This is a genomic window from Mariniradius sediminis (genome assembly GCF_021491425.1).
In the GTDB taxonomy this organism is placed as follows: domain Bacteria; phylum Bacteroidota; class Bacteroidia; order Cytophagales; family Cyclobacteriaceae; genus Mariniradius; species Mariniradius saccharolyticus.
The window spans coordinates 281,723-300,763 of the sequence record NZ_JAKEVZ010000003.1 but is presented as its reverse complement, the minus strand read 5'-3'; the positions used below and the strand labels follow the sequence as shown (position 1 = coordinate 300,763).

14 protein-coding genes are annotated in these 19,041 nt (G+C 46.8%); 5 read left to right on the top strand and 9 right to left on the bottom strand.

Annotation, left to right across the window (positions count from 1 at the left end; all coding sequences use genetic code 11):
- Positions 1-16 precede the first annotated feature (16 nt).
- Entirely contained in the window at positions 17-2,908 is a 2,892-nt protein-coding gene (gene gcvP, locus L0U89_RS05805) for an aminomethyl-transferring glycine dehydrogenase (protein ID WP_234860667.1), read from the bottom strand.
- A 201-nt stretch (positions 2,909-3,109) separates the two neighbouring features.
- Here gcvP and L0U89_RS05800 point away from each other — a divergent pair, with 201 nt between their 5' ends.
- Together L0U89_RS05800 and L0U89_RS05795 are read left to right on the top strand one after the other, a co-directional pair.
- Positions 3,110-4,606, top strand: coding sequence for a M28 family peptidase (locus tag L0U89_RS05800; RefSeq protein ID WP_234860666.1), 1,497 nt, complete (start codon positions 3,110-3,112; stop codon positions 4,604-4,606).
- Between the two features lie 17 nt (positions 4,607-4,623).
- Positions 4,624-5,544 carry a nucleoside hydrolase gene (locus L0U89_RS05795; RefSeq protein WP_234860665.1) on the top strand — a complete coding sequence of 307 codons (921 nt, stop codon included), beginning with the start codon at positions 4,624-4,626 and terminating at the stop codon, positions 5,542-5,544.
- A gap of 72 nt (positions 5,545-5,616) precedes the next feature.
- On the opposite strand, the gene rodA is transcribed toward L0U89_RS05795, so the two are convergent.
- The 5 genes from rodA to L0U89_RS05770 are packed head-to-tail and all read right to left on the bottom strand — an operon-like array spanning position 5,617 to position 11,077.
- Positions 5,617-6,891, bottom strand: a complete 1,275-nt coding sequence (gene rodA, locus L0U89_RS05790) for a rod shape-determining protein RodA (protein WP_234860664.1) — start codon at positions 6,889-6,891, stop codon at positions 5,617-5,619.
- A 3-nt stretch (positions 6,892-6,894) separates the two neighbouring features.
- Positions 6,895-8,694: a penicillin-binding protein 2 gene (gene mrdA, locus L0U89_RS05785; protein WP_008624253.1), complete on the bottom strand. Its 1,800-nt coding sequence runs from the start codon at positions 8,692-8,694 to the stop codon at positions 6,895-6,897.
- On the bottom strand, positions 8,694-9,215 hold the full coding sequence (locus L0U89_RS05780) for a rod shape-determining protein MreD (protein ID WP_234860663.1): 522 nt from the start codon (positions 9,213-9,215) through the stop codon (positions 8,694-8,696). Before L0U89_RS05780 ends, mrdA begins: the two co-directional genes overlap by 1 nt.
- Positions 9,208-10,041 carry a rod shape-determining protein MreC gene (gene mreC / locus L0U89_RS05775; RefSeq protein WP_234860662.1) on the bottom strand — a complete coding sequence of 278 codons (834 nt, stop codon included), beginning with the start codon at positions 10,039-10,041 and terminating at the stop codon, positions 9,208-9,210. Before mreC ends, L0U89_RS05780 begins: the two co-directional genes overlap by 8 nt.
- A gap of 7 nt (positions 10,042-10,048) precedes the next feature.
- Positions 10,049-11,077 (bottom strand): rod shape-determining protein, encoded by a 1,029-nt coding sequence (locus L0U89_RS05770; protein ID WP_008624256.1) that lies wholly within the window; start codon positions 11,075-11,077, stop codon positions 10,049-10,051.
- 220 nt (positions 11,078-11,297) lie between these two features.
- Between L0U89_RS05770 and rimP the strand changes: the two genes are divergently transcribed.
- The 3 genes from rimP (at position 11,298) to infB (ending at position 15,946) form a co-directional block, all read left to right on the top strand.
- Positions 11,298-11,768 (top strand): ribosome maturation factor RimP, encoded by a 471-nt coding sequence (rimP, locus tag L0U89_RS05765; RefSeq protein WP_008624257.1) that lies wholly within the window; start codon positions 11,298-11,300, stop codon positions 11,766-11,768.
- 5 nt (positions 11,769-11,773) lie between these two features.
- Complete coding sequence (gene nusA / locus L0U89_RS05760; RefSeq protein WP_008624258.1) at positions 11,774-13,018, top strand: transcription termination factor NusA; 1,245 nt, start codon at positions 11,774-11,776, stop codon at positions 13,016-13,018.
- 69 nt (positions 13,019-13,087) lie between these two features.
- Complete coding sequence (gene infB, locus L0U89_RS05755) at positions 13,088-15,946, top strand: translation initiation factor IF-2 (RefSeq protein ID WP_234860661.1); 2,859 nt, start codon at positions 13,088-13,090, stop codon at positions 15,944-15,946.
- 128 nt (positions 15,947-16,074) lie between these two features.
- On the opposite strand, the gene L0U89_RS05750 is transcribed toward infB, so the two are convergent.
- Genes L0U89_RS05750 through L0U89_RS05740 form a run of 3 tightly spaced genes read right to left on the bottom strand, consistent with a single transcriptional unit; the run spans position 16,075 to position 19,026 of the window.
- Positions 16,075-17,331 carry a pyridoxal-dependent decarboxylase gene (locus L0U89_RS05750; protein WP_234860660.1) on the bottom strand — a complete coding sequence of 419 codons (1,257 nt, stop codon included), beginning with the start codon at positions 17,329-17,331 and terminating at the stop codon, positions 16,075-16,077.
- 28 nt (positions 17,332-17,359) lie between these two features.
- Complete coding sequence (locus L0U89_RS05745; protein WP_234860659.1) at positions 17,360-18,094, bottom strand: shikimate dehydrogenase family protein; 735 nt, start codon at positions 18,092-18,094, stop codon at positions 17,360-17,362.
- The gene (locus L0U89_RS05740; RefSeq protein ID WP_234860658.1) at positions 18,091-19,026 is read right to left on the bottom strand and encodes a polyprenyl-phosphate transporter; all 936 of its coding nucleotides are present in this window, start codon (positions 19,024-19,026) and stop codon (positions 18,091-18,093) included. Before L0U89_RS05740 ends, L0U89_RS05745 begins: the two co-directional genes overlap by 4 nt.
- Positions 19,027-19,041: the final 15 nt, after the last annotated feature.

The following is a 19,041-nucleotide window of genomic DNA, read 5'->3' as shown; positions in this document are numbered from 1 at the left end:
CTGGAAAATTTGAAAATCAAGCTTCTGCCTGAACATATTCTTCCACCGGAATACAGCTACATACCAAATTCCTGTCTCCATAGGCTGAATCTATCCGCCGGACAGAAGGCCAGAATTTGTTTGCTTTGACGTAAGACAGCGGATAAACGGCCTTTTCCCTGCTGTATGGCAAGGACCAAGCATCTGAAAGTGCCAAAACAGCCGTATGTGGAGCGTTTTTCAACACATTGTTTTCACGGTCCGCCTGACCATCATAAACTTCTTGGATTTCGGCACGAATGGCAATCATCGCGTCACAGAACCTGTCAAGTTCAGCCATGGTTTCGGACTCAGTCGGCTCGATCATCAGCGTACCTGCGACAGGGAAGGAAACCGTTGGCGCGTGGAAGCCATAATCCATTAGTCGCTTGGCAATATCTTCCACCTCGATGCCAACCTCTTTGAATGCCCTACAATCCAAGATCATCTCATGCGCGGCACGTCCTTGGGTGCCGGTATAAAGTATTGGATAGTGGCTCTCCAATCTCGCCTTGATGTAATTGGCGTTCAAAATCGCAATCTTGGTCGCATTGGTCAAGCCATCTCCACCCATCATCGCGATATAGGCATAGGAAATAGGCAAGATACTCGCAGATCCAAAAGGCGCCGCAGAAATTGCGGTAATCGCTTCAGTACCGCCAGTTTGGACGATTGGGTTTCCTGGAAGGAAAGGTACCAAGTGTTTCGCAACACAAATCGGACCCATACCTGGACCTCCACCGCCGTGAGGAATGCAGAAGGTCTTGTGCAGGTTGAGGTGACACACATCCGCACCGATGATACCGGGACTTGTCAAACCTACCTGGGCATTCATATTGGCCCCGTCCATATACACTTGACCTCCGTTGTCATGGATGATTTGACAGATTTCCTGAATGGCTTCCTCGAATACCCCATGTGTGGATGGATAAGTGACCATGAGGCAAGAAAGATCAGCTTTGTGCTCTTCCGCCTTGGCTTTCAAATCCGCTACATCAATATTTCCTCGTTCATCACATTTCACCAAAACCACTTTCATACCGGCCATTACCGCAGACGCGGGATTGGTACCATGGGCAGAGGTTGGGATAAGGGCTACATTTCTGTGGTGATCGCCGCGGCTCATGTGGTAAGCCCGGATAACCATCAGGCCGGCATACTCTCCTTGAGCACCTGAATTTGGCTGAAGGGACGTATCCGCAAAACCCGTGATCTCGCTGAGCCATCTCCTGAGGTTTTGGAAGAGTTCGAAGTATCCGGCTGCTTGGTCCTGTGGCGCAAATGGATGCATTTGTCCAAATTCAGGCCAAGTCACCGGAATCATTTCCGTCGTGGCATTCAGTTTCATCGTGCATGAACCCAATGAGATCATAGAATGCACCAATGACAAATCTTTGTTTTCCAAGCGCTTGATATAGCGCAACATCTCGTGCTCGGAGTGGTATTGGTTGAAAACGGGATGTGTCAAGTATGGCGACTTCCTGTTCAAGTTTTCGGGAAGATTCAATTCTAATCCTTCCACCAAGTTTTCCCAATCGATTTGGGCTTTTTCAGTTGTTGACTTAGAAAAGATATCCACGATCGCCTTTACGTCGCTAATGGTTTTGGCTTGGTCAAATGATAGGAAAACAAAGCCTGGCTCATAGCGGAAATTCATCTCTGAAGACAGCGCAAATGCTTTGATTTTTGATTGCTGTACCGCATCGGTCTTTATTTGGATTGTATCAAAGAAATGCGCATTTACTTGCTCAAAGCCATATTTGCGAAGGGCTTTGGCCGTCAACTGCGCCAATCCATGCGTCCTTGCTGCGATTTCCTTTAGACTTTTTGGGCCATGATAGACAGCATACATTCCGGCCATCACCGCCAAAAGTACCTGAGCGGTACAGATATTGGAAGTTGCCTTTTCGCGCTTGATATGTTGCTCGCGTGTCTGAAGAGCCATCCTGTAGGCTTTGTTGCCATCCTTGTCGACAGAAACACCAATAATCCTTCCCGGAACTTGGCGCTTGTATGCGTCACGGGTAGCAAAAAATGCCGCATGCGGACCACCATAGCCCATTGGCACTCCAAAACGCTGACTGGTTCCGACCACTACATCTGCACCGAATTCACCCGGAGGTGTCAACAATGTCAAGCTCAACAAGTCGGTCGCAAAGGCAGTCAACACGTGGCTTTCTTTCGCCGATGCCACCAAGGCGCTGTGGTCCACCACCTCTCCATCGGCGTTTGGATATTGAAGTAAGATTCCAAATAAATCCGGGTTGGTCAAATCCAGTTTGGAAAGCGACGCAATCTCCAATTCGATCCCGATAGGCGCAGCACGTGTGATCAGCAGATCCTTTGTTTGTGGAAACACCTTCTCATCCACAAAAAACCTGTGTGCGTTCTTTTTTTCCTTCGGCTTGGACGCGTACAACATCGTCATCGCTTCGGCGGCTGCGGTAGCTTCATCGAGCAAAGAAGCGTTGGCCATTTCCATACCTGTCAGGTCCATCACCATTGTTTGGTAATTGATCAAGGCTTCTAAGCGTCCTTGCGCGATTTCTGCCTGATAGGGTGTGTATGCGGTATACCATCCTGGGTTTTCGAGGATACTCCTCAAAATCACCCCGGGAACAATCGTATCATAATATCCCAAACCGATAAAGGATTTGAAAATCCGGTTTTTGGAAGCGAGCTTCTTAAACTCCCTCAAGAAAGATGCTTCAGTCTTGGCTTTTGGCAGATCCATAGGCCTGCCCAATTGGATGGATTTCGGTATTGTTTGGTCGATCAATTCGTCCAAGGACGCCGCGCCGATCTTTTCGAGCATGATGGCGATCTCAGAGGCGGATGGCCCATTGTGCCTGCTCTCGAACTTGGTGGAGGGATTAAGACTGATTTTCATAGGGAGGAAAATTGGATAGGATTTGGGTTATATTCTCCTGATTTTTTGAATGTGCAAAGGTAGAAATTATTGGAAGACAAAGCCCGCAACGAGCCGAAGAAATCTACCTACCTAACACCGAAAATGACGGACGGTTTCAGAGAATAAGGAATATTTTTCTATGTTTAACGGCTTAAAAATGACAACCCTCAACGATAACTTATGAAAAAGAGATGGATGCTGGTAGCCATGCTTATCTTGGGCATTAGCCTCACAGGTAGCGCACAGGATGCCACGGCACTGAAGTACGCAGCGACGATCAATGCGCAGGATTTGGAAAAACACCTCACTTATCTAGCCTCGGACGAACTCGAAGGTAGGGACACGGGTGAAAAGGGCCAGAAACTTGCTGCTGAATACCTCGCAAATTTCTACCAAAACCTCGGGCTGATGGGTCCGGTGGATGGCACCTATTTCCAAAAATTCAACCTTGCGTCGACTTCTTTCCCGGAAATAAGCTTGACCGTGGGCAAACAAAAACTTGTCAACAATGAGGACTTCGTGTTTCTCGGAGATGGATCGATGAAAAAGGCGGCAAAGGCAGACTTGGTATTCCTTGGCTTGGCTTCCGAAGAGAACCTGAAAAAAGTTGACGTGAAGGGTAAGCTTGTGGGTCTTTGGGCTATCGGCGCACGGGCACAAAACGTAGTGTCCGATATCATGAAAGCCGGAGCCGTAGGCGTAGTGGTAGTCACGATGGAAGGACAAGCAAACTTTGACCGACTTGCCGGCAGATACAAGTCACTTAGCAGTCGCGGACGGTTGGGTTTTGAAGAACCTACCAAGCAAGAGCCGGTTTTTCTGGTTTCCAGTGATAAAATGGCGGCATTGTTCGCCACGCCTGTGGAAGTATTAAAGGAAGCCGCAAAAAACAACCCCGAATCGATCAAAGCCCAAAAGGCTTCCTACTTCGTAAAAAAGGAAACCAAGCTCGTCCCAACCGAAAACGTGATGGCTTATTTGGAGGGAACGGACAAAAAGGATGAAATACTCGTCATCTCCTCGCACTACGACCATGTCGGTATCAACAGCAAAGGAGAAATCAACAACGGCGCGGACGATGACGGCTCGGGTACGGTATCTGTGATGGAAATCGCCGAGGCATTTGCCTTGGCAGCAAAAGATGGAAAAAAACCTAGAAGAAGTATCCTTTTTCTTAACGTAACCGGTGAGGAAAAAGGACTTCTGGGATCAGAATACTATTCAAACAATCCGATTTTCCCCTTGGCAAACACGGTCAACAATATCAACATCGACATGGTTGGCAGGATTGATTACGAATACCAAAATGCTCCAAACAAGGACTATGTCTATGTGATTGGTTCCGAGATGCTTTCTTCACACTTGAAAGTCATCAACGAATACAACAACATCACCTATACCAACCTCATCCTTGATTATCGGTATGATGCAGAGGATGATCCAAACAGGTTCTATTACCGCTCCGATCACTATAACTTCGCGAAGCACAATATTCCTGTGATCTTCTTCTTCAATGGCGTGCACGACGATTACCACCAGCCCACCGACACAGTAGACAAGATAGAGTTCCCCCTCATGACCAAGAGGGCCAAACTCATTTTCCATACGGCCTGGGATCTGTCCAACCGGGAAAATCGCACGCCTGTAGACGGGACCAATACCCGCACGGAGCGTTAACCGAAACAACAATAGCCATGAGGTCATCTATTTTAATTGCCGCCCTGCTCCTGCCATTCAGCCTTTTTGCCCAAAAACAAAAAGTATGGCTGGACTCCGATACCGGCAATGAAATGGATGACCTCTATGCCATCGTGCGCTTGTTGAAAGCGGAAAGTATCGAAGTCGTCGGCTTAAGTTCCGCGCATTTCAACAATCCGGATCTATTGGTTTTTGAAAAGTGGAATGCCTACGATACCAAAAATCTGCGTACGCTCGAAGACAGTCAAAGACTGAACGAGGAAATCCTTGCTGCCATGGGTCTCAGCCAGCTTCCGCATCCCAAAGGAGCCGATAGGCAGATTGGCCGGGCTTGGGGCGGACAGGAACCCCGGGATTCCCCGGCTGCCCGAGCCATCATAGCTCTGGTAAAATCCCTTCCCGATGGCGAGAAACTCGATGTCCTGACCTTGGGTGCGCTGACCAACATCGCCTCGGCGATCATTCTTGCTCCGGAAATCTTACCTAAGATTCGGGTCTATTCACTCGGCGCTAAATACAACCTCGGCACCCGTGCCTGGAGCAAAAATGAGTTCAATATCCGCAATGACCTCAATGCGTTTGATTACTTGTTGGATCTGCAGGGACTCGATTTCACTGTCATGCCCCTGGAAACGGCATTCCCGCTTCAATATGATCGTGACGACACCTACGCGCGCCTAAATGAAAAAATACCCGTAGAGCATATTCTGGAAAACCGCTGGAGAGAACAAAATCCCCAAGACAAAACCCGCGTCATGTGGGACTTGGCCCTAGTGCAAGCCTATCTATTGCCCCAATATGCCGAGGTCCTTACAGTCAACAGCCCGCCGGAGAACAAAACGATCACGGTAAAAATCTTTTCCAAAATCAATAAAGAAGCCCTCGTCGACGATTTTTGGATCAGTTTGAGGAAGTGAATTAATGACTCTCGAGATTAAGGTTTGCCGGGTAACCGATCAAGACAATTTTTTTACAGCAGCCTCAAACGCCTATCCCATCCGCCCGAGCAATTGAATCCGGTGTGAATCCAATTTGATGAAGATGAAAAGCAATATGGTAAAGGACCACAGGGAAGACCCACCATAGCTGAAAAAGGGAAGCGGAATTCCAACAACAGGAAACAGGCCAATCGTCATGGCGATATTGATCATAAAATGGAAAAACAATATTGAGACCACACAATAGCCATAAACACGCGAAAAACGGTTTTTCTGCCGCTCGGCCAACATAACCAAGCGCATCAACAATCCACAGAAAAGCCCAATCACCACCAAACTCCCAACCCAGCCGAACTCTTCGCCCAGCGTGCAGAAGATAAAGTCCGTATGTTGCTCGGGCACAAAGTCAAACTTGGTCTGCGTCCCTTCCAAATAACCCTTGCCCAAAAATCCACCGGACCCGATTGCAATTTTGGATTGTGTCACGTTCCACCCGACTCCCAAGGGATCGATATTGGGGTTGAACAAGACCATGATACGGTTCTGTTGATGCTCTGGAAGTTTGGAAACAACGTAATCCAAGCTGTAAGTATAGCCTACAATCAGTAAGCCCAAAACCACCAAACCCACAATCCGCGTCCATCTTTTCTTTCCCAACAAAATCAAGACAGCAATCACTACACCCACCCCAATGGCCAGATAGAGGTTGTTTTCAATTCCTAGTGCCAAAAGTGAAATTGCCACAAATGTCAGCCCCAATACATAATACCACTGCGGCATTCCCTCTCGATAAAGCATAATAAAAAAAGCCGAGAATACCATTGCAGTTCCTGTATCCGGCTGAAGCATGATAAATAGGGCCGGGAGGAAAATGATAAACATGACCTGTAGTTGGTATTTGGGCTGCGAGAGATCTATGCTGGGGCGTTCCATGAATTTCGCCAAGGCCAAGGCGGTCGTGAATTTGGCAAACTCAGACGGCTGGATCCGAAATGCGCCAAATCCAATCGATAGTGTTTGGCCATTCACTTCCTTTCCGATAAACGGCGTCACCAAGAGTAAAACGAGAAACACCAGGTACAAAATCCAGGACAAGTTTTCAAAAAGTCGGTAATCCGCAACCATAATCAACAAAATGATCAATACGGCGGTACCGATCCTCACTAATTGTTGTCCGGAATTGATGGACAAGTCGAAAATGCTTTTGACGTTTTGCTCGTCATACACGGCCGCATAAATATTGAACCACCCTATAATCACCAGGGCAGCATAGATCGCGATTGTGATCCAATCGATCTTGTTGATATAAAGGTCGTCCTGTCTCAAAGCTTACATGAATTTTCCAGCCAGCACATATTCTTCCAGTGCCAGCCTTGTGATTGACCCTCTGATGTATTTTTCGATCATTAAGCTTGCGGTTGAAGCAGCGGCGCGGCCTCCCCAGCCAGCGTTCTCGACATAGACTGCGATGGCGATTTTCGGATCATCCTTGGGTGCAAAGGCAATGAATACGGAGTGGTCTTCTCCCTGCGGGTTTTGGGCTGTACCTGTTTTACCTGCGATCTGGATATCCGAGATTGCAGCCCTGGCTGCGGTTCCGTAAATGGCCTCAGCCATTGCATCCTGAATCAGGTCAAAATGGTGGGCATCTACACCCACGTCCATTTTTGTACGAAATTGAACTGGGATTTTCTCATAATCCCCATCAACAGCCTTGATAAGGTGGGGTGGGTAATAGTACCCTTTATTGGCAAAAATCGCCGCAAGATTGGCCATTTGAAGTGGGGTCACGAGCATCTCACCCTGTCCGATCGAAAGTGAATAGATTGTCGAATACTTCCATCTCCCTTCTCCATAAACACGGTCATAATATTTGCTTGAGGGAATGGATCCGCCTTTTTCATTTTTCATATCGATACCAAGCGGACCACCCAACCCAAACTTCAATACAGACTCTCGCCAAGCATTTAAGCCAATTTCTGTATCCTTGAAAGTGTTGGTGGAAACCTCCCGGTTGATCATCATCCTGTAGGCCTGATGGTAGTAGGGATTGCAGGAATTTCGGATAGCTCCAAAAAGATTGACTGGATTGGGGTGGTTGTGGCAAGCCACCAAAGACCTATTGCAACCAAATGTTGTGTTGGGTGTAAGTACCCCCATTTGCAAACCGATCAGCGATTGGACAATCTTAAAGATTGATCCAGGAGGATACATCGCCATGATCGGTCTATTAAATAGCGGCTTATCCTGATCTCTATTGAGCAAAAGGTAGTTGGCTCCAAACTGGGCACCTGTAAGTAAATTGGGATCATAAGTTGGTGCCGATATCATAGCTAGGATTTCGCCTGTCTTCGGCTCAATTGCCACAACCGATCCACGCTTGCCAGCCATCAACATTTCGCCGTATTGCTGCAAATCGAGGTCCAACGTCGATGTAAGGTTTTTCCCAGCAACGGAAGCTGTATCGAATTCTCCGTTTTTGAACGGCCCTTTGTCGACTCCCCGCACGTTGACAAGCTTGTACTTCACGCCCTTGACCCCACGGAGTTCATTTTCATAATATCCCTCTATTCCACTGAGGCCCACATAGTCTCCTTGACGGTAGTACTTGGTTGTATCCTTCTCAAGCTGCGGACCTGATATCTCTCCTATGTACCCCAAAGCATTGGCGGCACTGGCTTGTGGATAGGAGCGCACTGACCTGGTCATGACAAACAAGCCAGGGTAGTCAATCAAATAATCCTGTATCCTCGCAAAATCGGTCGTCGAAATCTGTTTGATTAGCGGCGAAGGCTTGACTGGTGAGTATTTTCTCGCGGCTGTATAGGTTTCCTTGAGGTATTCCTTGCTTATTTTGAAGATTTCGCAAAATCGCGTGGTGTCTTTGACCTGAAATTCCCTCGGAATTACCATCAAGTCAAAAATGGGATAGTTATAAACCAAGATTTTTCCATTCCGGTCATACACCAATCCCCGATAAGGGTGGTCTACCACTCGCTGGATCGCATTGCTTTCTGCTTTTTTCAAAAAACTATCATCCGCCACTTGGATCAAAAAAAGCTTGGTCAAAAGCACCAAACCAACAATGGCAATCACAATGATGATGACAAGCGGTCTTTGGTCGTTCATTAAATTCCCCTCCTTCTCCGGTAAAACAACAGTTGAACAATTATACTCATTATAGTAACAAAAATAACGCTTGCAATAATTTTTTGCAGCGAATCAAAAAACAAACCTGTGCCTAGGCTTTCTACATAAAAAAACACCAAATGGTGGATCAAAACCAAAGGTAGGCTATAGGATAGAAACCACTGCAGGCCCATATTTACTACCGTCGGCTGCATGTCTTCGTCAAAAGTCCCAGAAGATACCAGCATACGTAGCCAGCGGCTCCGTACAAAACCCACTACCAACAACGCCGAGGTATGGATCCCCATCGTGTCATAAAACATGTCAACCCCCAGTCCCAGCACAAAGGAAATCAGGAGCGAAGGGATTGTCTTTACCTCCATCGGCAGCAGGATGATGAACATCAGATAAAGGAAACAGAATGCCACACCAAAAAGGACAAGGTTCTTGAGAATCAGCACCTGTGCCAAAAAATACAGGATACCTGCAACTGCCAATGATATGATCCTGATACTAGTCATTTGGCAAACCGCTAGATTGATACAAGGAATCAAGCTCCGCTTGTTGGAGGTTTTCTACAAGGTACACGTAGGAAATTCTGGAAAAATCGGTGGATAATTTGATGGTGATGTCCAGATAATTGGTATCTGTACCCGGCTTTACCTCCGTAACAGCACCAATCGGAATACCCGCTGGAAATACCGCGTTGTAGCCTGATGTCACTACCAAATCTCCTTCTTTGACCACCACATGCCGAGGTACGTACATCAGCTTTGCAAACCCGGGATCACCACCATCCCATTTGGTCGAACCGAAAACATCATTGGTTGTGATCTTGGAGGAAATCAAAAGCTCCGAATGCAAAAGGGAAATGATCGTAGCATAATTGCGGCTGACATCCCTGACCCTTCCTACCACGCCTTCTTCATTAAACACGCCCATCCCGGGCTTGATCCCGTGATTGGAGCCTTTGTTGATGGTCAAGTGGTTTTGGGTGAGGTTCAGCGAGTTATTGATGACCTTTGCTCCGCGAAAGGAGAAATTCGCCTCCAAGGCGGAATCCAAAGCGATATACGCACTATCAGCCGGCCTTCGGAGAGACTCCAGCTCTGTGAGAAGAACAGCATTTTTCTCCACCAGTCCTTTGTTGACGGATGCGAGGGAAAAATATTCCAAGATATCACTTTGGGTACTAAGTATGTTGCCGACAATTTGGTTGGAACTATTAAAAACGGCGGAGCCTTGTTGGGAATTGTTAGAGGCAATCAGCCAAATCGCGACTGCTTCCAACGCAACAAACAACAAAAAGGCCCTTATCTTATAGAGAAAAAGAAAAATCCGCTGCATCCACCTATCAACTCATCAACACGGTTCGGAAATTATTGATATTCTTCAAGGCGGTTCCTGTTCCCCTTACTACTGCCCTTAGCGGATCCTCGGCAATATGGATCGGAAGCTTGGTCTTCTGATGGAGTCTTTTATCCAATCCCTTGAGCAGGGCTCCGCCCCCAGTGAGGTGGATACCGTTGTCATAGATATCTGCCGACAGTTCCGGTGGAGCAATTTCGAGTGCTTTCAAGACCGCTTCTTCGATTTTGGACACTGATTTATCCAATGCGAAAGCAATTTCGGAATAAGATACCTTGATTACTTTTGGAATCCCGGTCATCAAGTCCCTACCGCGAATCTCATAGTCCTCTGGAGCGTCGTCCAATTCAGTCAATGCAGATCCAATCGCAATTTTCACTTTCTCGGCAGAGCGCTCACCAATCAAAAGGTTATGCTGCCGTCTCATATAATCCAGAATATCTTTCGTGAATGTATCACCTGCCACCCTGATGGATTGGTCAGCGACGATCCCTGACAGGGCAATCAGTGCGATTTCCGTTGTACCACCACCAATATCCACAATCATGGAGCCCATCGGCTTTTCGATATCTATCCCAATTCCAATGGCAGCGGCAATCGGCTCATAGATCATGTATACTTCCTTCGCGCCTGCATGTTCTGCGGAGTCGCGTACCGCACGTTTCTCCACCTCGGTGATGCCAGATGGTATGCAGATTACCATCCGGTGGGATTTTGGAAACATTCCTTTTTTGTGCCCAGGGATCATCTTGATCATTCCCCGGATCATCTGCTCCGCTGCATAAAAATCCGCAATCACCCCATCCTTCAATGGCCTGATGGTCTTTATGTTCTCATGGGTCTTCTCGTGCATGTTCATCGCGTCTTTTCCAACCGCGAGGACCCTGTTTGAGGTCCTGTCTATCGCAATGATCGAAGGCTCGTCCACGACGATTTTGTCCTTGTGTATGATCAGTGTATTAGCGGTACCTAAGTCTATAGCGATGTCACTTGAGAAAAAATCAAATAAAGCCATTGTGTTTTATTGAGGAGTTGTTGATAGATAATTGTGTTAAATTTAACAATGTTGGGGACAACATATTATGCGGGCGGACAAAATTATCATGGAAATCTCAAATTAATACAAGTTTCCGGCTTTTTTTTAATTCGATAAAATTATTACATTTGCAACGTTTTACCATACTCAGCGGAGGGGACGTCGGTCCCCTCTTTTGTTTCATAGCCGAAAAAACGCCATGAGCCTGAAGAACACATTAGAGGAAATCGTAGCAAAGCACCTTCCGGATGACAACCACTTTGTAGTGGACATTGTCGTCGCCGGAATCGGCAATAAATCCCAAGTCAGAATCCTGATCGATTCGGATGAGGGAGTCAGTATTGATGCCTGCGCCAGGGTAAGCCGTGCGGTAGGAGACGAAATCGAAGCCAAGGATTTGATGCCGGAGGCTTTTGTACTTGAAGTATCCTCACCAGGATTGGACCACCCACTTTCTTCAAGGAGGCAATACCTCAAAAATGTCGGAAGAAAGCTCAAGGTCAGCCTGTCGGATGGCAAAGATATCGAGGGCCAACTGTCAGAGGTCGGCAGCACGGACATCAAGATCCTTACCAAAGTAAAGGAAAAAGGCAAAAAGGCACAGGAAGTGATACTCGCCATTCCTTTCGAACAAATCAAGAAATCAATTGTGTTAGTCTCATTCAAATAAAAAACATGGACGCTAAAGTGCTCATAGAGTCGTTTGCAGAATTTGCAAAGTCTAAAAATGTGGATCGACCTACCATGATCCGAATCCTGGAAGATGTATTTAGGGCGATGATTCGAAAGAAATTCGAAACAGACGAAAACTTCGACGTCACCATCAATGCCGACAAGGGAGACCTCGAAATCCTCCGCATCCGGGAAATCGTCGACGATAATTCGGAAGATATTTGGGATTTCGACAAAATCAGCCTGACCGACGCCCGAAAAATAGAACCTGATTTTGAGGTGGGGGAAGAAGTGTATGAGAAAATCGAATTAGAAGAATTCGGACGCAGGGCCGTGCAGATGGCCCGTCAAACTTTGATCCAAAAAATCAAGGACCTTGAGAAGGACTTGCTTTTCAACCAATATGAGGATTTGGTAGGTGAAATCATATCGGCAGAGGTTTACCAAATCCTTGGCCGGGAAGTCCTCTTGATCGACGGTGAAGGCAACGAATTGATCCTTCCAAAGAGTGAACAGATTTCCAAAGACCGATTCCGCAAAGGCGACAGCGTTCGAGCCATCGTCCACAAAGTAGAGATGGTCAACGGCAATCCACGTATCATCCTTTCCAGAACGTCGCCGATTTTCTTGGAAAGATTGTTTGAAAATGAGGTCCCTGAGGTGTTCGACGGCCTGATCACCATCAGAAAAATCGTGAGGGAACCAGGAGAAAGAGCAAAAGTCGCCGTAGAATCCTATGATGACCGGATCGATCCAGTGGGCGCGTGCGTTGGCATGAAAGGAAGCAGGATTCACGCAATTGTCCGCGAACTCCAAAACGAGAACATCGACGTCATCAACTACACTGACAACCTTGAGCTATATGTGGCAAGGGCACTGAGTCCAGCCAAAGTGACTTCGCTCCAAATTGATAGAGAAAACAAGAGAATCTCCGTTTACCTCAAGCCTGACCAAGTTTCGATGGCAATCGGTAAGGGTGGATTCAATATCCGTTTGGCTTCACGATTGGTCGGATACGAAATCGATGTTTTCAGGGAATTGAGCGATTACGAAGAAGAGGATGTGGATTTGGAAGAATTCGCAGACGAGATCGACGGATGGGTAATCGACGAATTGAAGAAGACCGGATTGGATACTGCGAAGAGTGTTTTGTCACTTACCAAAGAAGACCTTATTCGCAGAACTGAACTGGAAGAAGAGACGATCGACGAAGTGTTTAGAATATTGAAACAGGAATTTGAGCAATAACCAAAGCCTCAATAACCCAATAAATGGCCTATATTTGCCAACAGATTTAGAAAGTGCACAAAATATTTTATGTCAGAAGATAGAACACAGCGACTTGGGCAAGTAGCCAGAAAACTCAACGTAGGGATTTCTACGGTAGTTGATTTTCTGACTAAAAAAGGCTTTGAAGTCGAAAACAATCCAAACTTCAAAATCATCGGGGAGCAAATCGACCTGTTGGCCAAGGAGTTTAAATCCTCTGCACTCGAAAAGGAGGAGGCCTCGCATCTTTCCATTGGGAAGAGGCACCATGAGACCTTTACCATCGAGGCGGAATCCGAAGCCAAGGAGGAGAAAAAGCAGGAGCCGGTTATTGAAACCAAAAAACCCGAACCTGCTAAGCCTGTCGTGATCGCTAAGGAAGAACCGAGCGCGGACAAAGTATCGGTGGAAGCACCCGTACTTCCCGGAATCAAGGTTTTGGGGAAAATCGACCTAAACGCTCCAAAGCCCGCTCCAAAGAAAGAGGAAGGAAAGCCCCAAGCGATCGAGGAACCGAAGGCGACCCCAGTATCTGAACAGCCATCTGTCCCCGCACCACAGGCTGCGAAGCCCCAAGTAGCGGAAGAAACGGTCACTCAACCGCAAGCTGCCACTCCATCTGACCTAAAAGAAACTTCTAAATCCGCCGGAGCTACTCCCGAAACCATTCAACCCAAAGTTGAAGTGGAAATAGAAAAAACTCCTGAAGCTCCCGAAGACCAAGTTATCGCTGCAAAGGCAGATGCACTGAAAGGCCTGACTGTTTTGGGCAAAATCGAATTGCCCGACGATAGGTTCAAAAAACGGGATAAGCCCGTTGCTTCCTCTGATGAGCGCAACAAGGACAAAAAGAAAAGGCTACGCAAGCGTATTGATAAAAAAGGCCCTGAAATTCAGGATCCAAATCGTCCAAAACCAGCCGACCAAGCTGCCGGAGGAAGAGGACGACCACAGGGACAACCTTTCCAAGGAAAAGGGAGGCCTGCTTCCCCTCAGGTCGCACGAACACAAAAGGCCGAACCTACCCAAAAGGAGATACAGGACCAAATCAAGCAAACTTTGGCAAGGCTTCAGGGTGGCAAATCCGGGGGCAAATCCAAGCGTAGAGACAAGAAATCAGATAGATTTAAAGAAGAGGCGGAAGGTGTCGACGATACCAAAGTCCTCCGGGTTACCGAATTTATCTCTGCCAATGACTTGGCATCTCTCATGGATGTCTCTGTGAATGAAGTAATCTCTACCTGCCTTTCTTTGGGTATGTTCGTATCCATCAACCAAAGGCTGGATGCTGAGGCAATCACCATCATTGCTGATGAATTTGGTTATGAAATCGAATTCTCTAAGCCTGACGAGGAGATTGAACCTGAAGAGCTTGCAGACGATGAAGAAGATTTGCAGCCAAGAGCGCCAATTGTTACCATTATGGGTCACGTAGATCATGGTAAAACATCACTCTTGGACTATATAAGGAGAACAAAAGTAACCGCAGGCGAAGCAGGGGGAATCACCCAGCATATCGGTGCCTATGATGTTACTACAGCCGATGGGCAAAAAATCGCTTTTTTGGATACGCCAGGTCACGAGGCCTTTACGGCGATGCGTGCCCGTGGTGCCAAAATCACCGACGTCGCCATCATCGTGATCGCCGCGGACGATAGCATCATGCCGCAAACCAAAGAAGCAATCAACCATGCACAAGTCGCAGGCGTGCCGATGATTTTCGCAATCAACAAAATCGACAAGCCAAACGCCAACCCGAACAAAATCAAAGAGGAATTGGCCAATATGAACCTGTTGGTGGAAGAATGGGGTGGAAAATACCAATCCCAAGACATCTCTGCCAAAACCGGTGTCGGCGTGGATGAGCTTTTGGAAAAAGTACTGCTTGAAGCAGAAATCCTCGAACTGAAAGCCAACCCAGACCGAAATGCCCTAGGTACCGTCATCGAAGCTTCCTTGGATAAGGGACGCGGGTATGTGACTACCGTGATGGTGCAGGCAGGAACCCTTGAAGTCGGCAATATCATGCTTGCAGGCCCACATTATGGCAGAGTCAAGGCGATGTTTGACCACACAGGCAAAAAGCTCAAAAAAGCCGGACCTTCTACACCGGTCTTGGTGCTGGGACTTGCCGGAGCTCCACAAGCTGGTGATACCTTCAAAGTAGTGGAAACTGAAAGGGAAGCGCGTGAAATCGCCAACTCAAGGGAGCAAATCCTACGAGAGCAAACCATGCGGACCAAGAAACACATCACTTTGGATGAAATCGGAAGACGTTTGGCGATCGGAAGCTTCAAGGAACTCAATATCATCATCAAAGGTGACGTGGACGGTTCTGTCGAAGCGCTTTCCGACTCCTTGCTCAAACTTTCCAAAGAAGAGGTATCCGTCAACATCATCCACAAGGGTGTGGGCCAAATCTCAGAATCGGATGTACTCTTGGCATCAGCCTCTGACGCCATTATCCTCGGATTCAACGTACGTCCTTCTCCAAATGCCAAAAAATTGGCGGAGCAGGAGGAAATCGAAATCCGTCACTACTCCATCATCTACGATGCCATCAACCAAATCAAGGATGCCATCGAAGGGATGCTTGAGCCGGAATTTGAAGAGATCATCACTGGTAACGTGCAGATCAGGGAAGTATTCAAAATATCCAAGATCGGTACCGTGGCGGGATGTTATGTCACCGAAGGACACATCACACGGAAGAACAAAATCCGCATCATCAGGGATGGCATCGTTGTGCATGATGGTGAAATCGACCAACTCAAGCGATTCAAGGATGATGTCTCAGAAGTCAAGGCGGGTTACGAATGTGGTATCTCGATCAAGAACTTCAACAACATCCAAGTGGATGACACGATCGAAGGCTACATGATGCAGGAGATCAAGAAGAAAAAGTAATCAATCTCAAATTTGATATCAAAAAGGGGCCTCAGCGCCCCTTTTTTTGTGTCCTTTGGTTCCTGTGGGCAGTTGGGGAACTCGATTTTTGCAAAAAACCCAGAGTTGTTCTCAGGGCTGATGGGGTTCTAGCGCATTTGCCTTGCTTTCAATTCTCCTTCCAAATCCATCAAAAAAGAATCTATCGTTCCCTGCTTGACGTGCGGCATCACCACGATTTTATACCAAGTTGGCTCAAATTCATAAGAATTGGCCACGAGATAATACTTGTGTGCCAATTCACTTGAAATATAATTCGCCTTGATAGAGATAATGTTGAGGTAGGGATTTCGGAAAAATTCCACACCCATGCCTGTAAGGCGCTTGCAAATCCGCTCGGTATGGTCGCAAAGGGTTTCCATTTTGTATTTCCAACCCTCCGAACCGTGAATTTGGAGGATCATCCACATAGAAATCGCATTGGCACCAGACCGACTTCCGCTTACAGTGTAATCCTTACCCGGGATATACTGTGCTTCATCAGTTTTCACGAAATCAAAATATCCTTTGCGGATGAGGAACAAGCCCGTCCCATACGGAGTCTGAAGCATCTTGTGCCCATCGCTCGTGATCGAATTGAGATAGGGATTTTGAAAGGTGAACCTACTGGTAGGATTGGTGAAAGGATAAATGAAACCGCCGTAGGCCGCATCCACGTGTATTTTAAAGGGTGCGTTCATGTTGGTAAAGAAATCCCCCAACATGTCAATGTCATCCACTGAACCAAACATCGTAGTCGATAGGTTTGCGATGACGATGAAGTATTTGATTCCCTCATCCATTGCAGTCTTGATTTTGGATTCCAAAGAATGGGGCAAAATCTCCCTCGTATCTTTATCCACCTCCAAGATGATGCTTGTCAAATTGAGTATATTGGCTCCTTTTGGCATGGAATAATGCGAGTCCTCCGAATAGACCAGCCCGATTTCCCCGATTCTCGCACCATATTCTTTCCGGAAAAAATTGCGATAAATCCACATTGCCTGGATATTGGCTTCAGTGCCTCCTGTCGCTACATAGCCATCCTGTTGCCCTGGGTCTCCGTTGAAAATTTCCTCGGCACACAACCTGATGAGATCCTTTTCGATTTTTTGTGTCCCTTCAAATATCTCCAGCACCGATTTTTCACTCAGCGTGTGGACCCCAATATGGTTTGGATTTCGCACCATAGCGGACATATAGGGCGCGTCTTTGAGAAATGGAGCATCGGGATAAAACTCGGCTGTGTCTAGGTAGGTGCCAGGGATACCTAGGATAGGATGTTCACCACGATAATCCAAGTTTTGGGACAATGCGGCAAATATGGTTTCTTTGATCTGTTCGTGTGTTTGTTTTTTCCAGTACATAGTTTGATTGGTTTAAATGGCAATGGATTTAATTCCAAATCTTCCAAGCCGCTTCGGCCTGAAGTTCCAGCATTTCCAAACCATTTTTCACCAATGCTCCTCGCGCCTCCAGAGACCTCATCAAAAATGTCTTTTCAGGATTGTAGACCAAATCATACACATGATGGCCCTCACTCACTTGATCGGGATCAATATCGGGCATTTCATCTGTATTTGGATAGGTACCCAACGGCGTGGTATTGATGATGAGCTTATGGTTCTGCAATATCGCGGGATTGTCTTTTAGGTCCTGATAGGAAAAGGTATTGTCCGCATTCTTCCGTGACACCATATGGAAGTTTATTCCCAAATCCTTCAAGGCCTGCACCACTGCTTTAGAAGCACCACCGGTACCAAGGACTAGTGCAGATGGCGTTTTTCCTGCCAAAAAACCTTCCAATGACTCCCTGAATCCAATATAGTCCGTATTGAATCCTTTCAATTTCCCATTTTTGATGTGGACACAATTGACCGCACCAATGGCCGCACAAGCGGGATCCAGTTCATCAAGAAATGGCATCACCTTTTCTTTGTAGGGAATTGTCACATTGATTCCCTCCAATTCGGGATTTTCCTTGAGTATATCTGGCAAAAAGAATATGTCGGAAATTTCATAGAGATCGTATTGGCACCCAACAATCTTTTCCCTTTCGAATTTCGCAGTAAAATACTTCTTCGAAAAAGAATGGGTCAAAGGATATCCGATCAGACCGAACTTTCTCATCTTCTCTTCAGATATTCAGCAGTCCTTTCGATCCCAAAAACGAGCAAAATCCCAAAAGCGAAGGCCAACACAGCACCGAAAACCTGAGGATCCTGACCCGTACCCTCCAAAAAAGTAGCGGGCATGACATTGTCAGTCAAAAACGGGACTTCCTCTCCTTTTGAATTGATACGGTAGGAAAGGATGTTTTTCCATGGCCAAAGTTTATTGATCGAGCCAAGCATAAACCCAGCGAGTAGCGCAATGGTCATCGCAGGAAATTTATGCAAAAGCCAAGAAACCACCCGCGCAAAGGAAAGCAGTCCTACCACACATCCAAGTCCAAAAAGCCCCAACAGAAAAATGTTTTTTTCATTCACTGCGGCAAGAATCCTTTCATATTGCCCGAGAATCAACAGAATAAAGCTCCCTGAAATCCCTGGAAGGATCATCGCACAGATCGCAATCGCACCTGCCACAAACGTAAACCACCAGGTATCGGGAGTCCCTGTCGGTGGCAGTCCAGTAATCCAATAGGCTCCCACCGTCCCTATGAGCAAGGCAATAAAGACGCTCAGATTCCAACGTTGGATATCTTTCAAAACCAAAACCGCGGAAATCAAAATCAGGCCACAAAAAAAGGACCATAGCAGAATGGGATGCTCTTCCATCAGGTGGGTTATCAACCTGGACATCGAAAATATACTCGTCATGATGCCGAGCACGAGTACCAAGAGAAACGTACCATTGATATGGGTCCAAAAATCCCCTATTTTTGCCCGAAATAGCAATGTCAAAGCCTGTTTGTCAACAGACTTGATGCTGTCGAGCAGCTTTGTATATATGCCCGTGATAAAAGCTATCGAGCCGCCGGAAACGCCGGGAACGATATCTGCAGCCCCCATCGCTACACCCTTGGCATAAAGCAGAAGATAATCTTTGAGATTGGTCATAGGTAAAGAAAAAAG